This window comes from Pseudoalteromonas rubra (genome assembly GCF_005886805.2).
Lineage (GTDB): Bacteria > Pseudomonadota > Gammaproteobacteria > Enterobacterales > Alteromonadaceae > Pseudoalteromonas > Pseudoalteromonas rubra_D.
The window spans coordinates 959474-985801 of the sequence record NZ_CP045430.1 but is presented as its reverse complement, the minus strand read 5'-3'; the positions used below and the strand labels follow the sequence as shown (position 1 = coordinate 985801).

7 protein-coding genes are annotated in these 26328 nt (G+C 51.5%); 5 read left to right on the top strand and 2 right to left on the bottom strand.

Annotated elements, in window-relative coordinates:
* Window positions 1-154 precede the first annotated feature (154 nt).
* A complete protein-coding gene (locus tag CWC22_RS22860; RefSeq protein WP_125560610.1) occupies window positions 155-1126 on the bottom strand; it encodes a glutathione S-transferase family protein in 972 nt (323 codons plus the stop codon).
* A gap of 44 nt (window positions 1127-1170) precedes the next feature.
* A complete protein-coding gene (locus CWC22_RS22855) occupies window positions 1171-2007 on the bottom strand; it encodes a pirin family protein (RefSeq protein WP_138537228.1) in 837 nt (278 codons plus the stop codon).
* A gap of 663 nt (window positions 2008-2670) precedes the next feature.
* Between CWC22_RS22855 and CWC22_RS22850 the strand changes: the two genes are divergently transcribed.
* The 5 genes from CWC22_RS22850 to CWC22_RS22830 all read left to right on the top strand — a co-directional run bounded on the left by CWC22_RS22850 (window position 2671) and on the right by CWC22_RS22830 (window position 26269).
* Window positions 2671-3732, top strand: a complete 1062-nt coding sequence (locus CWC22_RS22850) for a hypothetical protein (RefSeq protein ID WP_138537230.1) — start codon at window positions 2671-2673, stop codon at window positions 3730-3732.
* A gap of 870 nt (window positions 3733-4602) precedes the next feature.
* Window positions 4603-4800, top strand: a complete 198-nt coding sequence (locus CWC22_RS22845; protein WP_125560616.1) for a hypothetical protein — start codon at window positions 4603-4605, stop codon at window positions 4798-4800.
* Window positions 4801-5179: 379 nt separating this feature from the next.
* Window positions 5180-11872, top strand: a complete 6693-nt coding sequence (locus CWC22_RS22840) for a non-ribosomal peptide synthetase (RefSeq protein WP_138537232.1) — start codon at window positions 5180-5182, stop codon at window positions 11870-11872.
* 202 nt (window positions 11873-12074) lie between these two features.
* On the top strand, window positions 12075-18821 hold the full coding sequence (locus CWC22_RS22835; protein WP_138537234.1) for a non-ribosomal peptide synthetase: 6747 nt from the start codon (window positions 12075-12077) through the stop codon (window positions 18819-18821).
* On the top strand, window positions 18818-26269 hold the full coding sequence (locus tag CWC22_RS22830; protein ID WP_138537236.1) for a non-ribosomal peptide synthetase: 7452 nt from the start codon (window positions 18818-18820) through the stop codon (window positions 26267-26269). Before CWC22_RS22835 ends, CWC22_RS22830 begins: the two co-directional genes overlap by 4 nt.
* Window positions 26270-26328 lie beyond the last annotated feature (59 nt).

The window sequence follows — 26328 nt, the reverse complement described above, 5'->3', positions numbered from 1 at the left end:
TGTTCTAAATGAGAAATTTTTAACGCTGTTAGCGTCCTATTTGCTCCTTCAAATAGACCAGGTATTAAGTGAAATTGGTATTAGGCTTGATTGGCATTTTAGCAGCTAAGAGAAAACCACTGTAAACGGGGTTTACAGTGGCTGTATAGGGCACTTAGCCGCGTTGGTGTGGCTGTGAGTAATCGATATCCGGGCCAACTGGCACAACCTGAGTCGGGTTGATCATGGTATGGCTAAAATAGTAGTGGCGCTTGATATGGTAGAAATCCACCGTATCGGCGACATTGGGCCATTGATATAGCTCGCGGATATAACCGGCCAGATTTGGATAGTCTTCAATTTGCTTGAGGTTACATTTAAAGTGACCATGGTAAACATTGTCGAAACGGATCAGGGTGGTGAATAAACGCCAGTCGGCTTCTGTTAGAGTATCCCCAACCAGATAGCGTTGCTTACTCAGTCTTTGTTCCAGTTGCTCAAGCGCCTCAAATAAGGTCTGTACTGCTTCTTCATAGGCAGCCTGCTCGGTGGCGAATCCAGCTTTGTATACCCCATTATTGATTTTGTGATAAACAAAATCGTTAATGTCGTCGATGTCCTGGCGCAGTGCTTCAGGGTAGTAGTCATCAGTGTTGCCTGTCAGCTCGTTAAAGGCTGAGTTGAACATGCGAATAATCTCGCTCGACTCATTACTGACGATGCGCTGAGTGTGTTTGTCCCATAGTACTGGCACTGTCACACGACCTGAATAGTCTGCTTTATTGCGTGTATACAGCTGGTGCATATAGTCCTGATCAAACAGGGTATCACCACTGCTGCCAGTTGCCTTGTCAAAGGTCCAGCCGTGCTCCAGCATATCAGGACTGACCACAGAGACATCAATGTGCGCTTCAAGCTGTTTTAATCGTCTGAAGATCAGCGTTCTGTGGGCCCAAGGACATGCCAGCGACACATATAAATGGTAGCGGCCAGACTCAGCTTTAAAGCCACTGTCGCCCGTAGGTCCGGCGCTGCCATCAGCCGTTACCCAGTTGCGTAATTGCGCGTCTTCGCGTTTAAATTTGCCCTGATTGCTCTTGGTATCGTACCAGACGTCATGCCACTTACCTTCAATTAATCGTCCCATTGTGTTGTCCTCTTAATTTGCTAAATGCTTTACTGTGCTGGGTGTTAAATGCTACCGAATTTTCCGGCCTGATAATCTCGTACTGCCTGATGTAGCTCCGCCTGGGTATTCATGACAAACGGACCCATGTGGGCAATTTTTTCTCCAATAGGCTGACCTGCCAACACCAGCATACCTGCTCCTTCTTGGCCACTGCGCAATTCTACCGGGTGCGCCGGGTCGAGTTCCAGCTGATAAGTGGCACCGAATTGCGACTTTGCCAGGATACCGGTATGAATATAGATCAGGACTTTGCCATAGCCCGACATATCCAGTGTAATCTGCTGGTTGGGTGGTAAAGTCACATCCGCAATGGCGCCATTGCCTGCTAAATCTTTCAGTGGTGATCGAACAGTTTGTTCGCCCAGTTTCCAGCTACCAGCAAGCGCTTTGAGCTCTGCGCCGGAGTCGGTGATAATTACAGGCGCCTTTTGCTCGGTGGTATCCTGATACCGCGGCGCGCGCATTTTGTCTTTGGCTGGCATATTGAGCCAGATCTGAAAACCATGCATACCTTGCTCGGCGTCACTGAGTGGCATTTCAGAGTGGATGACGCCGCGTCCGGTGCTCATCCATTGCACATCTCCGGCACGGATGGCCTTTTTGTTTCCCATCTGATCCTGATGCTCAAAGCCTCCTTTACGAATATAGGTAAAGGTTTCAATACCACGGTGGGGATGAGGCGGAAAGCCTGCCATATAGTCGCTGCTGTTGTCTGATTTTAGTTCGTCGATCATCAAAAAGGGATCTAAACTCTTGCCATCAAAGCCCGCAATACGGCTGATGTTCACGCCCGCGCCATCCTGCGTAGCCTGTGCTTTATTGGTACGAATAATCTGCATAAAAACCTCGTTGCTCGCGCTATCAGTTAAAGTTAGTCCAATGCGCTGTGTCTGCCTGATGTGATCACTTTAGCAATGCCGTTAGAAGAATGATATTTGCAAATATTGAAGGTTTTGTTCTGAAAAAAAGAATGAGTGTGAGATGCGAGAGTTCACAAATGAGACAACGACACCGTTTTAAATGCTTAAGGAACAAGTTAATATCAGGACTGGATAAATAATAATAAAAATTTCAATAAGGATTATGACGGTGCAACCAGAACATAAACTGGTTCAATGGGTTCTAGCGACTCGAGGATGAGTTGTGAAGAGCGCCACAGCTATGCAATACCCTAAAGTGAGGGGACCACAGAATACATTGCTCGCGCCGTACATAGCCCAGATTGAATAACAGAATCAGAGGGACACAAAAGGTTTGTCGCTTAAAAATCAGTCATTGTCTGTAATGCGCCTTGACCTGCGCAAAAAAGTGACTTTAACTTTGTGTGTTATTTGACCCACAAGGGGCAGATTGCAAGGTGGTAGGCACCCGATGAAATTTTCGTTAAACTTGAAGGTAGAGCCGTTGCTCTGGTTTAGGTGTAAGCACCTTTGAGTTTTTTGTGGCAAAGTTCCACAGCGCCCGGCTGAGCGTATATGTCAGCCTGATTAAGAGTACAAACTATGTTAGAGCAAATGCTACTGAGTAACCTGAACAATAAAGCTGAACTCAACGATGAGTCTTTCGAGTATAAAAGCATTTTTTTGAGCTCAGTTGTTCCGGACCCCACCAATGGCCGATTTTTACCGTCAATTTTCGTGAGTGATGAAGACGCTCGTCTGTTTGTAGCGCGTAAGCTGAGTAAAGCACAGCTCACAAAGCTCTATCAGGGAGAAAACCATGTTCTGATTGGTAAATCTATCATCATAAACTGTTTAAAACGCGATACTGAAGACTGGAAACGGGCTTCGCAGACCATAGATTCCATCATTGAGCTAGGCAACAACATTTCTGTGTCAGAAATGATTCAAGTACCCACTTTGTATCCATTGGAAGATGGTCGCTTTCAAATTCTCACAGGACATCGCCGCTTTTTTGCGCTGGTGTATGCCAAAGGGTATGGTGCGGCTGCGCAGTTTAAGGTTTACGATAGCAAGCCCCTGCTAACTAAGGTTAAGCAGTTTCAAGAAAATGCCAGTCGTGAGGATTTGCCTCAGTATGGAAAGTTACAGGCATTTTCTAATGCCATGACAGAGATTGAGCAGCTAAACAAGGCACGCCTGCAGTCTGGTATGTCTCGGCTCACTGTCAGGACAATAGTCCCCAAACTCGGCATTTCGATGGGGGCATATGATAACTACAACGTATTATCGCGTTACCCGGTGGTTATGTCAGCTTATGAAACAGGATGTAGTTACTCTTTTGTCAAAATGAAACGTCTGATTTTGTCTGTGGAATCACAATATAAGGCAGATCATGACAAGTCTACCCTAAATGCCGTGGATAAACGCGTCATCTCAGATCTCATCGTGCAGCAGTTACGAGGGATCAAAAAGCGGCCTGAAAAAAGCAAAACCCCATTTATCACCACCTCGTTTGACTCACCCAGCGCACTACAAAAATTGCTGACACAGGATGTGACGCAACTGGCATGTGGTGTCGACTGGTCTGCTCTCGACTGGCAGGATAAAAAAGCGGTGTCAACGGCGCTGGCAAAGGTGATAGTCCATCTTGAGCAAGAGTAAAGACCTCAGGCGCGGGTTATCCTCTTAGGATTGTATCAGTGAAAATAGTGGCATAATGGAGATATTTTGGGGCCGTAATGACGTGCTCTTTTGTTGCGTTTTATACTATTTATTTAATTCCTGCCTGTAACTTTTGGTCACTAAATAGACACTGAAACGCCGGAAAATGTGCTCCGGTATCAGTGTCTGCTGCGCTTATTTCGTGCACTTTTTGGGTAAGCTTTGCACCGTGTGTCAGGGTATAACCGGGTGTTTATTTGTGATCCGGGCATTGATGTCAGTTTTGCATTTGTGCCAACAAAGCGAACGAATTGGAGATTATGACAACTAAAAGTCATTTTTTTATGGCGCTTTTGTTTCACCGTCCATGAAAATAAAATCTATAAATTAATCAAGCCTATAAACGTCATAATCACTGTTAACCTGAGCGACTGGCTAAAAGGCTTGTAGCGCTTTTGAACCATTTTGAAACAATTAATTCCCTAAACCGTCATGTTATTGTCCCGATGTATGGGGTATAAATGTCCCCAATGAAGCACATTGAACAGGACCGAAACGCGTATATAGTATCGGTCTGGTTTAGGCTATGAGACACGATGTGGCGCCGCTGAAAGGGCTTTGTTGCGAGGGTTGTTAATGTTGTTGTTGAAATGTTGCTTCAGGCTATACCTGTTTTAGGTAAATTTTGCGGATCAAGTGAAAAGAAGTTAAAAACTCAATTAAGTCAATAAAAATAAAGGTTTATTGATTTGGTTTATGAAATTTATAATTTTGAGAAATAAAAGTGTAGAAAAAAGATGCAGATTACATAATAATGCGTTTGCGTGAAAATTTAACACTTTGCAATACTTTTTAACATGGACTGATAAGATGAAAAATGACGCATTGACAGAACTGGGCATGAATCTGAATATTCACAATATGAATTCAGAGGCTGTAGATGTACAGCTGCTCCATCATATCTTCAAATTGGCCTATGACTTTGGTTACAAAGACGGGCGCAGCGGTGTATACGTTTGCCCGGCTTCGTCACTGCGTTCATTAAGCGGCAGCGAGCTTGACGCATAAGTCGGGCTATGAATTTATACATACCTAAATACCGCTGACTGACATTTATGCACGTCAGCGGGTAATAAACAGCAACATTAAACCAAAGAGCCGGTTGCATTTGCATGCAGGGCTTTACGATGCCAATTCACTTAATTGTGTACGCTGTTTTGTAGCGAAAAAGTGTCGCGACAACATGACAGCCCGGGTATGAGCTTGTGTTCATCGAGCCGGGTATTGAACAAGTACAGTGTGCGCTGGACTTTTCATTCAATATGGCAAAAAGATTAAGACTGATTGGACTTATGTATCACTGGTGCTGATATCACAGATTACCTGCTTTAGGGATTCTGATGCCGGTGTTTTTCTTTATCATTAATTTGATTGCAAAAGCGAAAATATGAAACAGTTCTTTTTACAGCTCAGCGAAAAAGGGATCAAACTTACTGTCGATGAACAGGGTAAGTTACTGGTCAGAGGTAAGCTCAAGGCTTTGACAGCAGATGAGAAAGATTTTCTAAAGAACAACAAACAACAGATCATCCAAGCGATTGGTCAACGCCAAAATGGCGTTACTGAGTCGCCCATTGCGGTTGCCAAAGCACAGCCAGGCGAGCCGCCAGTATTGTCCTTTTCTCAGCGCCGTTTGTGGTTTATTGATCAACTGAATCGCGGCTCCAGCGAGTACAATATGCCGATGGCTTTCGAGGTGCATGGACACCTGGATGTAGCCAAGGTGGAGCAAGCGCTGAACGCCATAGTGCAGCGCCATGAGGTGTTGAGAACGGTTTTTTATGAGTGTGGTGGTGCGCCGTGTCTGCGCGTGTTAGACGATGCCAGATTGCATATCACAGTGTTAGATTTGAGTGATCAGGCCGACCCACATCAAGCTGCCAGGGCCCATCTGGAGCGCGAAGCAAGCCGCCCCTTTGATCTCAGCCAGGATATGATGGTCAGAGCCAGCTATCTGCAATTAACGCATGATGATGCAGCATGCTGTCAGGCGCTGTTGAGCTTTAATATGCACCATATCGCGTCGGATGGCTGGTCAATGGATGTGCTGACCAAAGAGTTTTTCGCGATTTACCAATCACTTGAGCAAGGCACACCGAGTCCACTTGCCCCGCTTGCCATTCAGTACAGTGATTTTGCACATTGGCAGCAACACAGTTTTGCACAAGCAGGGCTTAAGAAGCAGTTAGAGTACTGGCAGCAACAGCTGCAACAAGTGCCGGCACTCCATCAGTTGCCTTTGGATGCCAGCCGGCCTGCTGAAAAGCAATACCGGGGTGAGTTGGTCACGGCGCAACTGAGTAGTAAGGTGGCGACCAGGTTGCTGACATTGGCCAGGGAACTGCAACTGACGCCGTTTATGCTGCTACATGCGGCACTGGCGCTGGTACTGAGTCGCCATAGCAATAGCAAAGACATTGTTATTGGTAGCCCGGTGGCTAACCGTCAGGATCCATCTCTGGCACCATTGATCGGCTTTTTCGTCAATACCCTGGTGCTGAGGGTCAGCACAGCCCATGACACCTTACGCGATTACCTGGCACACGTCAGAGCGGTACACCTGGCTGCGCAGAGCAATCAGGATGTGCCATTTGAGCAGCTGGTCGAAGTATTAAACGTACCACGCAATAACGCCTATAGCCCGTTATTTCAGATTTTGCTGACGACAGACAATCAATTTAGTGCAGCTGCTGAGCAAGCGGAACATGTCCAGCTGGGTGAGGCGTCATTGCAGGCGATGCAAGAGGTTAGCCTGACCACCAAATTTGATTTAGACATTCATATGTCGCTGAATGAGGAGGGTGTATCAGTTGGCTGGACCTACGACGTCACTTTGTTTGAACGAGCACACATCAGTCAGTTAGATCGGCACCTGGGTAACGTGTTGGGTGCGATGGCCGAGCTGGCTCACACAGAATGCTGGTCGACCAACCTGAGTGCTCTCTCTATGGTGAGTGAGCAAGAACAGCAGCAAGCGCTGGCGTTAACGAAGGGCGCACAGCTATCTTCTGAATGCCAAGCCGTGCATCAGTTGCTGGAATATCAGGCCCGACATAACCCGAACGCCATTGCGTTGCAGGATCACGCAACTGAGCTGACGTACGCAGAACTGAATGCCCGTGCTGATGCACTGGCGATGCGCTTAGTGACGGAGCATGGTGTCACTGTGGGCCAGCCTGTTGCCATTGTGGCACAGCGCAGCATTGCCACTGTGTGCGCGGTTGCTGCTCTGCTCAAAGCGGGTGCAACCTATGTGCCCCTTGACCCCGAAGCCCCAGAAGAACGACTAAACTACATTGTCAGCGAGCTGTCACTCTCGTTGGTTTTATCGCAGACACAAGACACGTTTGCCGGATTACCTTGTGTACGATTGGACAATCCAGCTTTATGGCAGCCAGCAGCACAAGCGCATAGCCTGCCGGACATTGACGGCGATCACAGTGCCTATATTCTCTATACTTCCGGCTCAACTGGTCGGCCAAAAGGCGTCAACCAACGCCATAGCACTTTGGTGAATCTGAGTGCTCACCAGGCTGAAATTGACGGTATCACGCAGCCCTATCGTACTTTGCAATTTACTCCGCTGACTTTCGATGTGTCGGCTCAGGAGCTGGCCACCAGCTGGAGTACGGGGGCTTGTCTGGTGTTGATGTCACAGCAGCAGAAAGACCAGTTACAGGATCTTGCCAGCCTGGTTGCTGCGCAAGGAATAGAGCGATTGTTTGTGCCACCTGCGGTCTTTGATTTACTGGCTGAGCAGGCAAATCAAACCCCTGTCATTGACCTGACTGGACTCAGACAGGTGTTTGTTGCCGGAGATGTGTTGAAACTTACCCCCAGCATTCGTCAGTTTATGGCACAACATCCGTCTTGTGACCTCTACAACCATTATGGTCCGACTGAAACCCATGTTGCTACAACCTGTCACGTCACACAATTTGATCAGGAAGAAGCCAGCATTGGGCGGGCGATTGCTAATACCCAGTGTTTGATTTTAGACGCGGACTTAGTCCCGGTACCAACAGGCTGTGTGGGCGAGCTATATGTTGCGGGGCCAGGTGTCGCAGTGGGCTACTACAACAATGCTGAGCTGACTGATGAGCGTTTCATTGATGCGACTAATGTTCAGATGTTGCCAGCTAATTTATCGCGCCTTTATAAAACCGGCGATTTGGTCCGCCTGACACCACAAGGTGATTTACAATACCTGGGCCGAAGCGATGAACAAATAAAAATCCGTGGATTCCGTATCGAACCTGGTGAGATAAGCGCCGTTCTGGAATCTTTTGAAGAGGTTGAGTCTGCACTGGTACTGGCAATCGGCGAGGCTGCGAGCAAGCAACTCGTTGCCTATGTACGCCCTTGTATCACGTGTGAGACAAGCGATGCGCAGCAACACTTGATTACGACACTGTTGACTGCGCTCAGGTCTGTTTTGCCTGCTTATATGGTGCCATCTGCTATCGTCTTAGTTGAGCAATGGCCACTCACTGCCAATGGTAAAATCGACCGACGTGCCTTGCCTGCGATTAAAACGGATCAGGCTCTGAGTAAGGGACAAGCGCCCCAAACGAAGACAGAGCAGACTCTGGCCGAGATTTGGGCGCCCCTACTTTCGTGTGAGGCTGAGCAGTTAACTCGTGAAGCGGACTTCTTTGCGCTCGGTGGTCATTCGTTGTTATCGGTACGCTTGGTGTCTTTGATCCGTAGTGAGTTTGAGGTTGAAATTGCCGTCAAACAGGTTTTCTCAGCAAGTACTTTGGCAGATTTGGCTACACTGATCGAGCAAAGCAGTAAAGTATCACGACCTGTGATTGAAGCATTGCCACGCGATACGGACAGCTTTGAGTTATCTTACGCTCAGCAGCGACTGTGGTTTATCGATCAGTTCCAGGGCAGCTCTGCCCAATACAATATGCCGATGGCATTTGAGATTGAAGGTTCGTTTAACCTTGCGCTTGCGCAACAAGCACTAAGCACCATAGTGGCACGGCACGAAGTGCTGCGTACGGTTTATCAGGAAGGGCAGGCTGGACCCGTGCAGGTTATCCTAACGCCTCAGCCTGTGATTATACGCCACATTGAGCTACACCACCTGGCCGGGACTGATGCGCAACAACAGCTCGATCAACTGCTGGCCGAAGATGCCCACGCGCCATTTGATCTGGCCACTGATCTAATGTTGCGTGCCAGCTTCATCAGTTTGAATCCATCTCGTGGCGTATTGCTGCTCAATATGCATCATATCGCTTCAGACGGTTGGTCGCTAAACTTGTTCAGCAGAGAATTTTTCTCTTTATATACAGCATATCAAAATGGGTGTGATAACCCGTTAGCGCCGCTCAGTATCCAGTATGCCGATTTTGCTCAATGGCAACGCAACTGGTTACAAGGAGATGTGCTGCAACAACAACTCGACTACTGGCAAACTCAACTGAGCGATGCACCGGGTGTACATGGTATTCCACTGGATTATCCAAGGCCTGCTGAAAAAAGCTATGAAGGCGCAATGGTGTCGGGTAAAGCTTCTGCACAACTGGCTGCTCAGCTAAGCGATATGGCTGCACATTACCAGATGACACCATTTATGTTGTTGCATGCGGTGCTGGCACTGACCATCAGCCGTTACAGTAACAGCATGGATGTGGTGATAGGCACGCCAGTGGCAAACCGACTTCAGGCCGAAGTGGAGCCGCTGATTGGTTTCTTTGTCAATATTCTTGCACTGCGGGTGAACACAGAGCAGCCATCGCTGGATGCGTATCTGCAACATGTCAGAGATGTGCATCTGGACGCGCAAAGTCATCAGGACCTGCCGTTTGAGCAGCTGGTAGACGCATTACAGATCCCGCGGGGCGATGCCCATGCACCGCTGTGTCAGATCATGACGTCTTTCAATAGCGCGCAAACACAGCCCGGGTCTGAGCAAAGTACGCTCGACGGGTTGACGCTCACGCCACTGATGCAGGCCGGATGTGTGGCAAAATTCGACCTCGAAGTGGAGTTTTCACTGGGTGAAACGGCACTTCAGGTTAACTGGATTTATGACACTTCATTATTTTCACAGACCCATATCACGCACCTGAGTGAGCACCTGATGTTGTTGCTGGAGCGTCTGGTACAAACTGAGATGACCCACAGTCTGAACAACCCGCCCGGGCAGCTGAGTGTGCTGGCGAACGAACAAAGCCAGTATCTGATTAATGCTCTCAATGATAACTATCATGAGTATGACCGGACCTTATGTATTCATCAGGCCTTTGAGCTGCAGGTTGAGCGCAACCCGGATCATATTGCACTTGTCTATGCCGATCAGCAGCTGAGTTATGCGCAGCTCAATAGCAAGGCCAATCAGCTTGCACATTACCTGCGTGAGCAAGGTGCTATCACATCGGATACATTGATTGGGGTTGCCCTGGACCGCTCACTGGAAATGATCATCGCCACTCTGGCCGTGCTTAAAGCGGGTGGCGCTTATGTGCCACTGGACCCGGCTTATCCACCGGCACGATTAAGTTATATGCTCGAAGACGCGGGGATCAGGACCATCATTAGCAGTCAGGCTATCAGTGATGCAGTTGCCCTCTCCGATTACGCGCTAATTCCGTTGGATGGCTTGCTCGATGATACCTGTTTGGGGCCGTTCAGCCATTATAGCGAAGAAAATCTGGATCATAGCGCGCTGGGACTGCTGCCCACCAGCCTGGCCTACGAGATTTATACCTCAGGCTCGACGGGTCAGCCAAAAGGGGTGTTACTTGAGCATCAGGGGATAGTCAATCTGGCGGATAACCAACGCCGTGCTTTTGCCATTACTCCGCGCAGCAGGGTACTGCATTTCGCATCAATGAGCTTTGATGCGGGCACCTGGGAATATGCCATGGCACTGCTCAATGGGGCTACGCTGATCATAGCCAGCAGCGAACAAAGACGCTCGCCTGACGACATTACTGCACTGCTTGCGCAACAGCAGATCAGCCATGTGACTTTACCTCCGGCATTTTTGGCCATGATGCCACTCGACACCTCGCTGTCATTGCAGGCATTAATTGTGGCAGGTGAAGCCTGTGAACCGGAGCTGGTCAATCAATGGTCGGCACATTATCCTTTCTTTAATGCCTATGGCCCAACGGAAGCGTCGGTATGTGCGTCATATCAGCGCCTGTACCCGGGCACACCGATCACCATAGGTAAACCACTGAACAATGTGAGCCTGTATGTTCTGGATAACCATATGGCGCTGGTGCCTCCGGGTGTAATTGGTGAGCTACATATTGGTGGTGACGGGCTGGCACGTGGTTATCATCAGCGCCCTGAGCTGAGTGCCGAGAAGTTTGTTGAAAACCCGTTTTATTATTATCCGGCTCACCGTGACAGTACCCGTTTGTACAAAACGGGCGATTTGGCCAAAATATTGCCCGATGGCAGCATTGAGTTTGTCGGTCGCCTCGATGCGCAGGTCAAAATTCGCGGTTTCCGTATTGAGCTGAGCGAAGTGGAGGCCCAGCTCAATCGCTGTGCCGTGCTGGATTCTGCCGTGGTTTTGGTGAAGCAGGCCAGTAATGGCACGGATATGCTCATCGCGTATATTCAACCGCGCGATGAAGCGCAGGACCAGACTTCCGTGATACAGGAAGTTGAGCAGCATTTACATGCTCAGTTGCCGGAATATATGGTGCCGAGCCGTTTTGTGGTGATTGCTCAGTGGCCACTCACCCCGAATGGAAAAATAGATAAAAAAGCGTTGCCAGACGTGTCTGGCGCAGACAGCGAGCAGCCTTATGTTGCACCTGAAACGGCCACCGAACAGGCGCTGGCAGAAGTCTGGTCAGCCCTGTTAGGCATAGAAGCTAGTGAGATAAGCAGCCATGCACGATTTTTTGAGCAAGGTGGTAACTCCATTTTAGTGACCCGACTGGAAACCCAGATCCGTCACCGCTTCGCTGTTGAGTTTTCTATTAAAGAACTGTTTGCACAGCCGCAGCTTAAAGAGCAGGCATTGCACATAGATTACCTGCTCAGCCGCCAAAGTGACCCGTTGGCAGAGGATGATGCTGAGCTGGAGGAAATGGACTGGTAATAAGGTTAGTCAGGCCACAGGCCTGAGATTCAAGCACACGTTAATACATAAAATAAACAATCTGCCAGTCTGATCAATCAGGCTGGTTTTAAGTCGTAGAGGCTAAGCCGGTGTATGGGCGCGATTCAGGTATCTGAGTGGTTCCTCCGATACGGGCACAGCGCTTTTGCAGTTAAACACAGATATGAGTTAGTCAGCCATTATGGAAAATATCAAACAGCTACTCGTTGAGCTCGAGCAGGCGGGGATCCGGTTATTCTTACAGGATGGGGCATTAAAGTCCAAAGCCAAAAAAGGGGCCATCACGGTCGATATCGCAAAGCAGATCAAACAACATAAAAGTGCCATTATTGAAGCACTCGCTCAGTATACTGAAGCTTCTGTTGTGAGTCCGGTGGCGCGTCGTGAAGATCTCAGCAGTTATCCGCTGTCGTTTGCACAGCAGCGTCTGTATACGCTGGATCAAATCCAGGGCGGCTCCAGCGAATACCACATGCCGATGGTGTTCAGACTCACAGGTCAGATTGACGTTGCGCTGATTGAGCGTGTGTTCCGCGACATAGTGACTCGTCATGACGTACTCAGAGCGGTGTTTCGTCAGTCTGATCTGGGCGTGCAGCAGTCATTGCTCGACCCGCAAGATTTTTGTGTGACGCAAGAGGCCCTGACTGTACAAGATGACGCGGCAGGGATTGAGCAGTTTATTAATGATGCGGCAGGGCAGCCATTTGATCTGGCGCAGGACTTTATGCTGCGGGTGCGCTTTTTAGCTTTGAGTGCGGATGATGCCGGGGTGTTGTTTATCAACATGCACCATATCGCCACCGATGGCTGGTCCATGGACATACTGATCCGGGAATTCTTCGCGCTTTACCATGCTTATGGCTATGGTCAGCCAAATCCACTTCCCGAATTAACGATTCAGTACGCCGATTATGCTCAATGGCAGCGCGACTGGCTCCAGGGGGAGGTGCTGCAAACTCAGCTCAATTATTGGCAACAGCAACTGGCTCAGTTGCCCCGGGTGCATGCTTTGCCACTCGATTTTCCAAGGCCAGACGTCAAAGCTTACCAGGGAGAAGTGGTGTCACAGCCGCTCAGTGCTGAATTGTGTCAAAAGCTGTCAGCGCTTGCCCGGCGTTATGAATTGACTCCGTTTATGCTGATCCATGGTGCGCTGGCGCTGGTGTTGTCCCGTAACAGTAATCACCATGATATTGTGATAGGCACACCGGTGGCCAACCGCCGTCAGGTTGAACTGGAGTCTCTGATCGGCTTTTTTGTCAATACCCTAATCCTGAGAGTGGACACACAGGACCAGCCACTAACGGACTACCTGACGCAATTGAGACAAGTGCATTTAGATGCTCAGTCGCATCAGGATCTGCCGTTCGAAAAACTGGTTGAGGTATTGAAAGTCCCTCGTAGTACCGCGCACAGTCCACTGTTTCAGATAATGCTGACCACCAATTCAGACTATGGTGTGAGTGAACCGCATTCCGACACTACAGAGCTGGCAGGGTTATCCATCACTCCCATGGCTGGCAGTGGTGCGACAACCAAGTTTGATCTGGATATTAATGCCTCAATGAGTGACGAGGGCGGTGTCATTGAGTGGACGTATGACGTGACCCTGTTTACTCGTGAACGTATCGAAACCCTGGCAAAGCACTTGGATAACACGCTGATATTCCTGGCGGAAATGGATACCGACAGGGCAGCCAATATTGCGGCTATTACCATGTTGACTGAGCCGGAGATTGAGCAGCTCAGTCAGTTTAATAATAACGCCATTGATTATCCGCACGAGCTCTGTATTCATGAGCTGTTTGAGGCTCAGGCAGCGCAAAACCCAGAACGCCGCGCCGTACAACATGGCGCGGCGTCGCTGAGCTATGGCGAACTCAATGCCCGGGCAAACCAGTTGGCGCATTACCTGAGATTTGAACATCATATCAGTCCAGATTGCCCGGTGGGCGTGTGTCTGGAGCGTGGCGTAGACATGGTCGTCGCGATGCTTGCGATTCTTAAGGCGGGTGGTGCCTACGTGCCGCTTGACCCGGCGTATCCGTCAGAGCGACTGGCTTATCTGATTGAAGATGCCAGCCTGAGCGTCGTCCTGACCCAGCAAAGTCTGACTAACACGGTGGCGCTGCCGGGTGCACAAGCGGTGATGCTGGACGATTTGGTTGCCCAAGGGAGTGCTTTCACTCATTATTCCACGGCGGACATTGGCCGCAATGAAAGCGGTGTGACAGCGCAACATCTGGCTTACTTGATTTATACCTCTGGCTCTACCGGTAAACCCAAAGGGGTGATGATTGAACACCAAAACACGGTAGCCATGCTGTACTGGGCCCGGGCCGCTTTTGACGATGCGGCGCTGCGCCGGGTACTGGCTTCGACCTCGCTGAACTTTGACTTGTCGGTCTATGAAATCTTCTTACCGCTGAGCTTTGGTTTTGAAGTTGTGGTGGTTAAAAATGCCCTGACGCTGGCGGATGAGCCGCTGGACATCAGTTTAATTAACACAGTGCCATCTGCGATGAAGGCGCTATTGGATGTCGGTGCATTGCCCGATAGCCTGACGACCGTCAACCTGGCCGGAGAGCCGTTAACCGCTCAGCAGGTGAATCAGATCTTCGCGGCTTTGCCAGATGCAGAAGTATGCAACCTGTATGGCCCATCGGAAGACACCACGTATTCAACCTGTGCGCGTTTCACCGGGCAATTAGCGTCCGTGCCCGACATTGGTCACGTGATAGCGAACAGCCAGGCCTATGTGTTAGGCAGCGCGATGGAGCGGCTACCTGTTGGGTGTGTCGGAGAGCTTTATCTGGGTGGTGCAGGTGTCGCGCGGGGTTATCTGAACCGACCCGATCTGACCGAGGAGCGCTTCATCGCCAATCCTTATTACCAGGCAGGTGAGCACGATAACAGCCCACGCTTGTATCGCACAGGTGACTTAGTGCGTTATCGCCAGGACGGGCGACTTGAGTTTATTGGTCGCAGCGATGATCAGGTGAAGATCCGCGGTTTCCGCATTGAGTTGGGTGAGATTGAGCATCGTCTCAATCAGCTTGAAGACATAGCATTGTCACAGGTTCTGGCGCGCACGCTGGTTGATGGTCAGCAGCAACTGGTGGCTTATGTGCAGCCCTGTCTCACATGTGAGACAGCACTGGATGAGGCGCAACAGGCAAGCTGGATAGCCGATATTAAAACGCGCCTGGGGCAACAACTGCCAGCCCATATGGTGCCAGGCTTGTTTGTGGTGATGCCACAGTGGCCACTGACGCCAAACGGCAAAATTGATAAAAAAGCCCTGCCCGCGCCCGGCGCACTGCAACAAAGCAGCGCCCAATACGTTGCGCCAGAAACAGAGCTGGCCTGCTTGCTGGCAGGCTTATGGGCCGAGTTATTGGGGCTGGAGCAAGATCAGATCAGTGCCACCGCCAATTTCTTTGAGCTGGGTGGGCATTCACTGTTGATTATGCAACTGCTGGCCAAACTCCAGCAGCACAATCTTAATAGCAGCGCGCAACAGCTATTCCAGGCTAAAGACCTGGCCGCGATGGCCGCCGTTATTGATGAGGCTGATGACGCGTTTGCCATCCCTGACAATCGCATCCCGGCGCACTGTGAGGCCATCACACCTGAGATGCTGACGCTGGTAACGCTGGAACAACCTGAAATAGAGGTCATTGCAGCGGCTGTGCCTGGCGGGATGCGCAATATTCAGGATATCTATCCATTAGCACCGCTTCAGGAAGGGGTGCTGTTTGTACATACTCTAAATCCGGAGCATGACCCGTATGTCACCACTGCTAGTTTTGAGTTTGCCTCAGCAGACAAGCTGGCCGGGTTTGTGGCGCAGCTAAATTGGTTAGTGCAGCGTCATGATGTGCTGCGTACCGCAGTGTTCTGGCGAGGCCGGGATCAGGCGATGCAGGTGGTGCTACGTGAAGCGACATTACCTGTGACTGAGCTGGCACTGAGTGGGGACGATCTCAAAGTACAGTTTGCCCGCTATGTGGCAAGCGGACCACATGGCTTTGACCTGGAATCAGCACCGCTGATCCAGCTAGTCACCAGCCCGCAAGACGAGCAGGGGCGTACCTTTGCCATGCTCAAGTTCCATCATTTGATTACGGATCATGTTTCTTTAGAGATCCTGATGAATGAACTCGAAGCTGATGATGTGCAGACACTGCCCGCGCCTTTACCGTATCGAGAATTTATCGCCCGCTCTATGGCGCAAAGCGCGCTGCTGGATACGGCCGAGTTTTTTACTGAATTACTGGGCGACATCGACACCCCAACTCTGCCGTTTGAACTGGCTCAGGTGGCAGGCGATGGCAACGCGGTGGTTGAATATACTCAGTCTTTAAGTGCCGCACAATCTGAGCTGATCCGCACCTTAAGTAAGCGTCATCAGTGCAGCCCGGCGGCTGTGTTCCATCTCGCCTGGGCTCAGGTTTTAAGTGCCTGTTGTGGCCGCGACGAAGTGGTGTTTGGCACTGTGATGTCAGGCCGGATGAATGGCATGGCTGGCATCGAGCGGATGATGGGTATGCTGATCAACACCTTACCTATTCGCGTGTCTTTAGGTCATCAGGCTGCCCATGTGGCACTGAAACAAGTCAATGATGCGTTGCGGGCGCTGCTACCCTATGAGCAGGTTTCGCTGGCCGAAGCACAAAGTTACAGCGGGATTGACGGTAATACGCCTTTGTTCAGCGCGATTCTAAATTATCGTCATTCAGCGACTCATGCAGCTCCTGAACAAGCTCAGGAACAAGCCGACCCGGGCATTGCTTTGCTTAGCACCCGTGAGCGCACCAATTATCCGTTTGATTTGTCAGTGAATGACCTGGGTGAGGGAGACAGTTTCAGTCTCGATTATCAGATTGAGCAAAGTGTACCGGCAACGCGGATCGCTGCGCTGATGGAGACGGCGCTGAGTGCACTGCTCATGGCGCTGGATGAACACTCTGAGCAAGCCGTCGCAACCCTGGCTGTATTGAGCAAGCCTGAACTGACTATGCTGGATAGCTGGCAAAGTCATGATGCCGATTATCCGCGTAGTGCTTGTATTCATGACGTGTTTGAGCTGCATGCCAAAGCCACACCGGATAGTATTGCCGTGCAATTGGACAATGAGACGCTCAGTTATGCACAGCTAAACGCCAAAGCCAACCAGCTGGCGCGTTACCTGCGTGAAGCACATCAGGTGAGCGCAGGTACCCTGGTCGGATTGTGCATTGGCCGTTCGGTCGACATGCTAGTTGCCAGTTTAGCCATACTCAAAGCGGGCGGTGCCTATGTCCCACTGGACCCGAACTATCCGCAGTCGCGACTGGCGTATATGTTAGAGGACACGCAGCTGACGGTGATATTGACTGAGCAGGCACAGCAACAGACGCTGGCTTTCAGTCCGCTAAGCAAAATTGTGCTGGATGATGCACATGGCGCCTGGTCAACGCTGAGTGATGAAGATTTGCCACGCGCTGTCGGGTTGACGCCGCAATCGCTGGCATACGTGATTTATACTTCAGGCTCCACAGGCACACCTAAGGGTGTCATGACGCCCCATCGTGCAGTGAATCGTCTGGTCCATGCGCCGAACTTTATGACGCTGAACACAGACACTGTGTTTTTGCAAAGTGCTAATATTGCCTTTGATGCCGCGACGCTGGAGATCTGGGGGCCACTATTAAATGGTGGGCGCTGTGTCTTGTATCCGGATAGCCTGATCACCCTTGAGGGACTAAATTCTGTACTGAGTACGCAGGGGATCACGGCGTTGTGGCTGACCTCAGGTCTGTTTACAGAATGGAGTAAGATCTGTGGTGAGCTAGATACTGACAGGCTTGCGTTGCAAAGTGTGCTGGCCGGGGGCGATGTCCTGAACCCACAAGCGGTTAGTGCAGTGCAGCAGGCCCTGCCAGAGGTGACGGTGATTAACGGCTACGGGCCGACGGAAAACACCACCTTTACGTGTTGTTATCCGGTACCACGAGATAGCGACATCCGCGCTGGTGTGCCAATCGGCCAGGGCGTTCAGGGTGATAAATTACTGATTTTAACACCGCAAGGTCGCCGGGTGCCGCAAGGCGTGGTCGGTGAGCTGTGTGTGGGGGGAGATGGCCTGGCACTGGGTTATCTGAATCAGCCCGCGCTGAGCAAAGAGCGCTTTATTCACAACCCGTACGCTAACGAAACCGGGCAACCAGAACTGCTGTATCGCACGGGTGATTTGGTGCGCTGTAATGATGATGGGCTGATCACCTATGCCGGTCGCCTGGATGATCAAATCAAGATCCGGGGTTTCAGGGTTGAGCTGGGTGAAATCGAACGTCAGCTGGAAGCGCTGGATGATGTGACTCAGTCTCTGGTAACTATCAGAGCGCGCAGTGAAGGTGACAAACAACTGGTTGCGTATATTGAATTGAACGCTGGTTGTGAGCAGGCAGACTCTCGTACACACACGCAGGCGCTGGCAACGGCTTTAGCCGCACAATTGCCCGCGTACATGATCCCTGCGGCGTTTGTGTTGGTGCAAGAGTGGCCATTAACCCGCAATGGCAAAATTGACAGACAGGCACTGCCAGAGCCCGATTTTAGCCTGATGCAGGCCGACTATGTTGCGCCCGCCAATGAGCTGGAAGATCAGCTGGTGGCCATCTGGTCTGAGTTATTGAATCTGCCCCCAGAGCAGATCAGCACGGGCGCTAACTTTTTCGAACTGGGTGGCCATTCCCTATTGGTCATGAAGTTACTGCAGCAGCTGAATCAGCGACTTGAGATTGAGCTGCAAATTGCCGATTTATATCGCTGCGAAAATATTCAGCAAATAGCCGGTTTTATAGGCTCGGTGCAGGCCATCCACAATCAGGCCGAACCGCAGTGCGAAGACAACGATGAATTTGAGGATTTTGAGCTATGAGTGTTGAGTTGCTTTTTCAACAACTACAACAGGCGGGTGTTATTTTTCAATCTCAGGATGAAAAAATCACCCTGAAGCTGCCCAAGGAGATGGACAGCCAGCTGAAGCGTCAGCTGGCAGAGAACAAGGACGCACTCAAAGCGTTTTTGCATCAACTCTACGCCCGTAGCCATAAGCGCCCGGTGTTGACCAAAACGGCCGGTAACAGTGCGCCCTTGTCTTTTGCCCAGCAGCGCTTGTGGATGCTGAACGAACTGCATGGTGGCAGCGCGCATTACAACATGCCACAGATCTATCAGGTTGAAGGCCAGCTTGAGCCGGTGCTGGTCGAACAGGCACTGGCGCGGATCGTTGAGCGTCATGAAGTGCTGCGCACGGTGTATCAGTCGCAACAGGGACAAGCCACTCAGGTTGTTCGCGATGATGTGGCCTTTACATTAACCTGTGTCGACTTGAGTGAGCATGATGAGCAGGCAGCGCAACAGGCGCTGGATTCACTGATCCAGGAGGACGCCCGGACGCCTTTTGATTTGAGTCAGGACCTGATGATCCGGGCAACCTGGGTAGACCTGGGGTTATCCGCAGATCAGACACAGGCACAGGGTTACCTGTTGCTTAACATGCATCACATTGCGTCGGATGGCTGGTCGATGGCGGTGCTCAGCCAGGAGTTTTTTGCACTCTACGCCAGCCTGGCACAAGGCAAAAGCTGTCCTCTGCCAACACTGACATTGCAATACAAAGACTACGCACAATGGCAGCGCGCCTGGCTAAATGACGAAGTGCTCGCCAGTGGGCTGGATTTCTGGCGTCGCACCTTGGCAGATATTCCAGCATTACATGGCTTGCCACTGAGCTACTCAAGGCCTGCTCATAAGGGCTATCTGGGGGGCAAGTATGATGCCTCACTGGATGCGACCGTTGCCAGTGCGCTTGGTCAGCTTAGCGAGCAACATCAGCTCAGTCCCTTTATGCTGATGCACGGAGCGCTGGCACTGACTCTGGCACGTTTTAGTGGCAGCTCGGACATCGTCATAGGCACGCCGGTTGCCAATCGCAGTGATGCACAACTCAGAGAGTTAATTGGCTTTTTCGTAAACTCCCTGGTGCTAAGAGCAAGTACAGATCATGAGACACTGGCAGACTTTTTGGCGCATATTCGTAGCGTCAATCAGCAGGCACAGTCCCATCAGGACGTACCGTTTGATCAGGTAGTTGAGGCACTGAACCTTGAGCGTGACAGTGCTCATACGCCTTTATTTCAGATAGTACTGACTACCAATTCAGACTATGGCGTTGCCGCCGAGCAAGCCTCTGGCGTGGCTTTGCCTAAGCTGAGTATGACGCCGCTGATGAGCGATGAGCCCATTTGTAAGTTTGATATAGAGCTTAACCTGAGCCTGGATGAGTCGGGTGTCACGATTAACTGGTTATACGACAAAGCCCTGTTCAGCCCTGAATTGATTGCACGGTTTAACGCGCAGCTGATGGCGGTCATCGAACGCCTGGCCAATGCCACGAGGCGTGGCGGCAATCCGCTGCTGAATGAAATCAACGCACTGCACTCGGATGAAGTGGCACAGCAAAAAGCGCTGATGGCACCAGGCGAGCTGGTTGAGGCGGCGCAATTAACCGTGACTGAGCTGTTTAGCCGAAGTGTAAACCGCGCAGCACAGAATGTTGCCTTGGTTTGCGGTAAACAGCAGCTGAGTTATGCTGACCTTGATCTGGCTTCTAACCGGCTGGCGCGCTATCTGGTCGCGCAAGGTCGCCAGGCACATATCGGATTATTGTTACCGCGGGGCATTGAAATGGTCGTGGCCATGCTGGCGGTGTTAAAAAGTGGCGCAACCTATGTGCCGCTGAACCCGGATTATCCGCAGTCCCGCATTGATCACATCATGGCTGATGCTAAGCTGCAGCACGTGATCACCTGTGAAGCGCACCGTGATTTAGTCAGTGGCAGTTCGGTGCAGGCGCTGGAATTGACACCTGAGCTGACGATTGCCGGGTGTGATGAATTTGCGCGTTTTGGTTCTGCCCCCGTTACAGCATCTCAGCCCGAACCACAAAGCGCTGCTTATGTGATTTATACTTCAGGCTCGACGGGCCTGCCTAAAGGCGTTGTGGTGCCGCATCGGGCTATCAGCCGTCTGGTGATGTCGCCGAACTTTATGACATTGGATCAGGATACGGTCTTTTTACAAGCCGCAAACGTGGCCTTCGATGCGGCCACATTGGAGATCTGGGGCCCGCTGCTCAATGGCGGGCGTTGCGTGCTTTATCCAGAAGCGCACATCACACTGGAGACGTTGGAGCAGGTTATTGAAACTCAGCAGGTCAATGCCATGTGGCTGACTGCCGGGCTATTTAGTGAGTGGAGCAAAACATGTGGTGACGCGCCTGAGCGCTTGCGTGCTTTGCGCACGGTGCTGGCCGGGGGCGATGTGCTGGAGCCTCAGGCGGTGGCCCGGGTGCAGAAGGCGTTACCTGACGTACAAGTGGTCAATGGCTACGGGCCGACGGAAAACACCACCTTTACCTGTTGCTATCCGGTGCCTGCCGACTTTGACCCGGCAAGTGCCGTACCGATTGGCCGGGCACTGCAGGGTGACAGTGTGATGGTGCTGAACGGCAATGAATGGGTGCCGCAGGGCTGTGTCGGGGAGTTGTGTGTCAGTGGTCCCGGACTGGCGCTGGGCTACTTGAACTTAGCAACGCTGAGCGAAGAGAAGTTTACCGCTAACCCGTTTTACGATGAGGCTCAGCCAGCGGCCTATCAGCGTCTTTATCGCACCGGTGATTTAGTGCGCATGCGTGGCGATGGCGTGGTTGAATACATTGGCCGTACTGACGATCAGGTTAAGATCCGGGGTTTCCGGGTTGAGCTGGGCGAAATTGAGCAGCATATCTCACAGCTTGAAGAGGTCGCCAGCGCGCTGGTGGTTGTTAAAGGAGACACCCACAAGCGGCTGGTGGCTTATGCAGAATTGACGGCCGCGGCGCGCGAGAATGGCAGTACTGACAGCATTCAGTTAAGTCAGACTCTGGCACGCACTTTACCTGGCTATATGGTCCCGGACGCGCTGGTGCTGGTGACACACTGGCCATTGACTGGTAACGGTAAAATAGACCGCCGTGCGCTGCCTGAGCCCGACGTTATTGATGCGCAAGCTGCGTACACCGCGCCTGTCAGTGCCGCTGAGCAGGTTGTAGTGGAAGTATGTGCTGAGTTGCTTGAGCGCGACCCGGCACAGCTCAGTACCTCGGCCAACTTCTTTGCGCTGGGTGGCCATTCGCTGCTGGTGATCCAGCTGATAGCGCAGCTCAAAACGCGCGGCTATCAGGTTGACAGTCAGGCGTTATTCACCAGTAGTAGCCTGGCCGAGATGGCGAGCTTACTCACAGCAGACACCGGGCAGGGGTTTGTGGTACCCGAGAACCCGATCAAACCAGACTGCACGGAATTGACGCCTGAGTTGCTGAATCTGATCACATTAGCGCAAGATGAGATAGATGAGATCACTGCACAAGTGCCGGGCGGGGCCGCAAACATCCAGGATGTATATCCGCTTGCGCCGTTGCAGCAGGGGATCCTGGCAATGCATACCCTGAGCGATGGTCGCGACCCTTATGTGACGACCATGGCTTTTTCTTTCTCACAGCCAGAATTATTATCACTACTGGAAGCACAGCTTAATACCCTGATAGCCCGCCACGATGTATTGCGCACTGCGATTTTATGGCGCGGCCGCACAGAGCCGGTTCAGGTGGTATTGAGAGCTGTGCAAATTGCCGCGCAATGGCTGCCAGTTAAAGCCGGGCAGGACGTGCAAACCGTATTCGAGAACTACGTCGCACAGGGTGCACACCGCCTTGAGCTTGAATCTGCCCCTATGATGCAGTTGCAGGCCATGGAGGATAAGCAAACGCAGCAAATTTATGCGGTGCTTAAGGTGCATCACCTGCTGATTGACCACGTATCGCTGGACATTCTGATGGCAGAGCTGGCCCAGATTGAAAGCGAGGGAGCTGCCAGTTTGCCTGCTGTCACGTCGTATCGCCACTTCATTGCCCGGGTGCTGCATGACCAACAACATCATGACAGTCAGCAGTACTTTAGAGCTCAACTGGGGGATTTTGATCAGCCGGCTTATCCGTTCGGGCTCAGTGAAGTAAACGGGGATGGTGCCCACATTGATGAGTTTAAACAGCGTATTCCGACTGAGCTTGCACGCCGGGCCAGGCATTATGCAAAAAGTCAGGCGATGAGCCCGGCCGCGTTATTTCATCTGGCCTGGGGCCGGGTTGTTGCAGCCTGCGCGGGTCAGCAAGATGTGGTGTTTGGCACTGTGTTATCTGGTCGGATGCAAGGTGGTCCTGAGATGGCACAGATGCTGGGTATGATGATTAATACTTTGCCGATCCGTGTGACACTGGACCAGCGCTCCGCGCGCGATGCCCTGCATAACGTGCATAGTGCCCTTCAGGCGTTGCTGCCGCATGAGCAGGCTCCGCTCTCTGATGCCATTCAGGCTTCGGGCGTCGAAGGCAATATGCCCCTGTTCAGCGCAGTACTCAATTATCGTCATTCTCACGACGTCAGTGCGCCAGACGAGCAGGCGGAGCTGAAACTCTTGGGTGTGAAAGAGCGCACTAACTACCCGTGTGTGATGTCGGTCGATGACCTTGGCAGTGATTTTTCCCTGACGCTGCAAGTGGACAGCAGTGTTCATGGTAAGCGAATTAATGATTATCTGGTCACAGCACTGGCTCAGTTGCTGGAGATGCTTGAAAGTGACTCACCGCAGCCGGTTGCCTCCTTGAGGGTGTTGCCAGATGACGAGCAGCATCGTTATCTGAGTGAGTGGAATGATACAGAGCAAAACTATGCGCGCGACGTGTGTGTACATCAGTTATTTGAGCAGCAGGTCGCAGCGACACCGGGCAACATTGCATTGCGTTTTGAGGCTCAGACCCTCACTTATACCGCGCTCAATAGCAAGGCCAATCAGCTGGCGCATTATTTGCGAGACACCCATTGTGTAGGGCCGGATTCACTGGTTGGGTTGTGTGTGGAGCGCTCCTTTGAAATGGTGATTGGTATTTGGGGTATTCTTAAGGCCGGAGGGGCTTATGTCCCGCTGGATCCTGAGCTACCGGCGGCACGACTCAACTATCTGGTTGAGAATGCCCGTGCCGATGTGGTGCTCAGCACCCGCGCGGTAGCCAATCGTGTCGAACTGGGTGAGGCCGAGGTTGTGGCACTGGACGGGTTTGATTTTGATGCCTATGACGAAAACAATATCCCGGCGAGCGACATCGGACTTACGGCGCAGCATCTGGCCTATATGATCTATACCTCAGGCTCAACAGGCAAACCCAAAGGCGTGCTACTGGAGCATCATGCGCTGCACAACCGCATCGACTGGATGGACACGGAATATGGCTGCGATACTTCAGACAAAATCCTGCAAAAGACGCCCTACAGCTTTGATGTCTCGGTCTGGGAGTTTGTCTGGCCGATGCTCAAAGGTGCTGAGCTGGTGATTGCCAAACCGGGTGGGCACAAAGACCCTACCTATCTGAGCGAGCTGATCACAGCCACAGGTGTGACTAAGCTGCACTTTGTGCCTTCTATGTTAGGTGTGATGTTGGAGCACGGCGATTTGAGCCGCTGCACTTCAATACAGCAGGTGTTCTGTAGTGGCGAGGCATTGCAGATAAGCCATGTTGAGCAATTTAAGGTGTGTTTACCGACGGCACAACTGCACAATCTGTATGGGCCAACGGAGGCAGCCATCGATGTTAGCTATTGGGATTGTGCGCAACCTCATGGCAGCAGTGTGCCCATTGGTAAGCCGATTCAGAATATTCAGTTACTGGTGCTCGATGAAGCGCTTAATCTGCTGCCTCAGGGAGCGTGTGGCGAGTTGCATATTGGCGGTGAGGGCCTGGCACGTGGCTATCTCAATCGCCCCGAGCTGACTGAAGAGCGTTTCATTACCAACCCATTTTTCGATGCCAGTGCTGCGAACAGCAGCCCGCGCCTCTACAAAACCGGTGATTTAGTGCGCTACCGTGAGGACGGCAATATTGAATACATGGGCCGGATGGACCATCAGGTGAAGATCCGTGGCTTGCGTATTGAGCTGGGCGAAATTGAGTTTTATATCGGTGAGCACAGCGACGTAGATTCTGCGCTGGTTATGGCCCTGACGGATGAGCATGGCAATCAACGGCTGGTGGCGTATGTGAAGCCTTTACAGGCGTGTGATGAGCTGGCATTAGTTGCAGCCATCAAAACACAGCTCAGTGAGGCACTGGCCGAGTACATGGTGCCCGACAGCTTTATGTTTGTCAGCCAGTGGCCGCAAACACCAAACGGGAAGATTGACCGCAAGGCATTACCAGTACCAGAATTGACGGGACTGGCTGGTGCCTATGAAGCGCCACAGAGTGACACCGAAGTGATGCTCGCTCAGGTCTGGGCCGATGTACTCAAGCTGCCAGCCGAGCAGATCAGCCGCGATGCTAACTTCTTTGCACTGGGTGGCCATTCACTGCTGGTGATGAAGCTGGTGCAGAACATTGACCAGATTTTCAAAACCCACGGTATCGCCATCAACAAAGTAGTTGAGCGGCCCATACTCAGCGCCATGGCGCAGCTAATCGAAGATCACAATGACCATGAATGGCAGGCTATTCGCCCTGTGTTATCACTGGACTTTGACCCGGCTGCAACGATATATCTGGCCCCAGGTGCGGGCATGACCAGTGGTGGCTATATGGATCTGGCGCGGGCATTACCTCAGGTACAGATCATGAGTCTGGAGCCGGTGGGAATGAGCGAGCAGGACCCGGATATCGACAGTTGGGATGCACTCATCAATTGCTACGCCGACGCCATTATCAGCGAGCGCACAGCGCGTGGTGCTCAGAATGAGCCTGCGGTTCTGATGGGCCATAGTTCAGGCGGGGCAGTGGCATTTGCAACGGCACTCAGGCTGGAGTCATTAGGGTGTCAAACACAGCTGCTACTGTGTGAGTGTTTAGTGGCAACCGATGATCAGGCACAGTTCGAAATCAGCGATGCTGAAAAGCAGGAACTCATGCTGTCGTATGCCAGAGAGTTGAAACCTGAAGACAGCGAGGAGCAATTGCTCTCCTGGCTTAGTCTGGCTATGACACAGCGGTTGTTCAATGTTTATTTCCAGCAGGTTGACTGGTCACGGCGTTATCAGCCTGACGCGAGCCTCAAAGGTGCAGTCAGTATGATCAGTACCCCTGAACTGGGAGACGCATATTGGGCGCAAAAGCAGGCACAGTTGCAGGCACATGTAAGTACACAAATCACGACCATCAACACTCAGGGCAAACACGTCACTATGGTGAAAAGTCCTTATGTTAGTGGTCTGGCAGACAAACTCATGACGCTACTGGCATGAGTTAACAGCACGAAAAACCGGGCTCTTTGACCCAAACAGGCAGGCTGAGGCAACAGCGC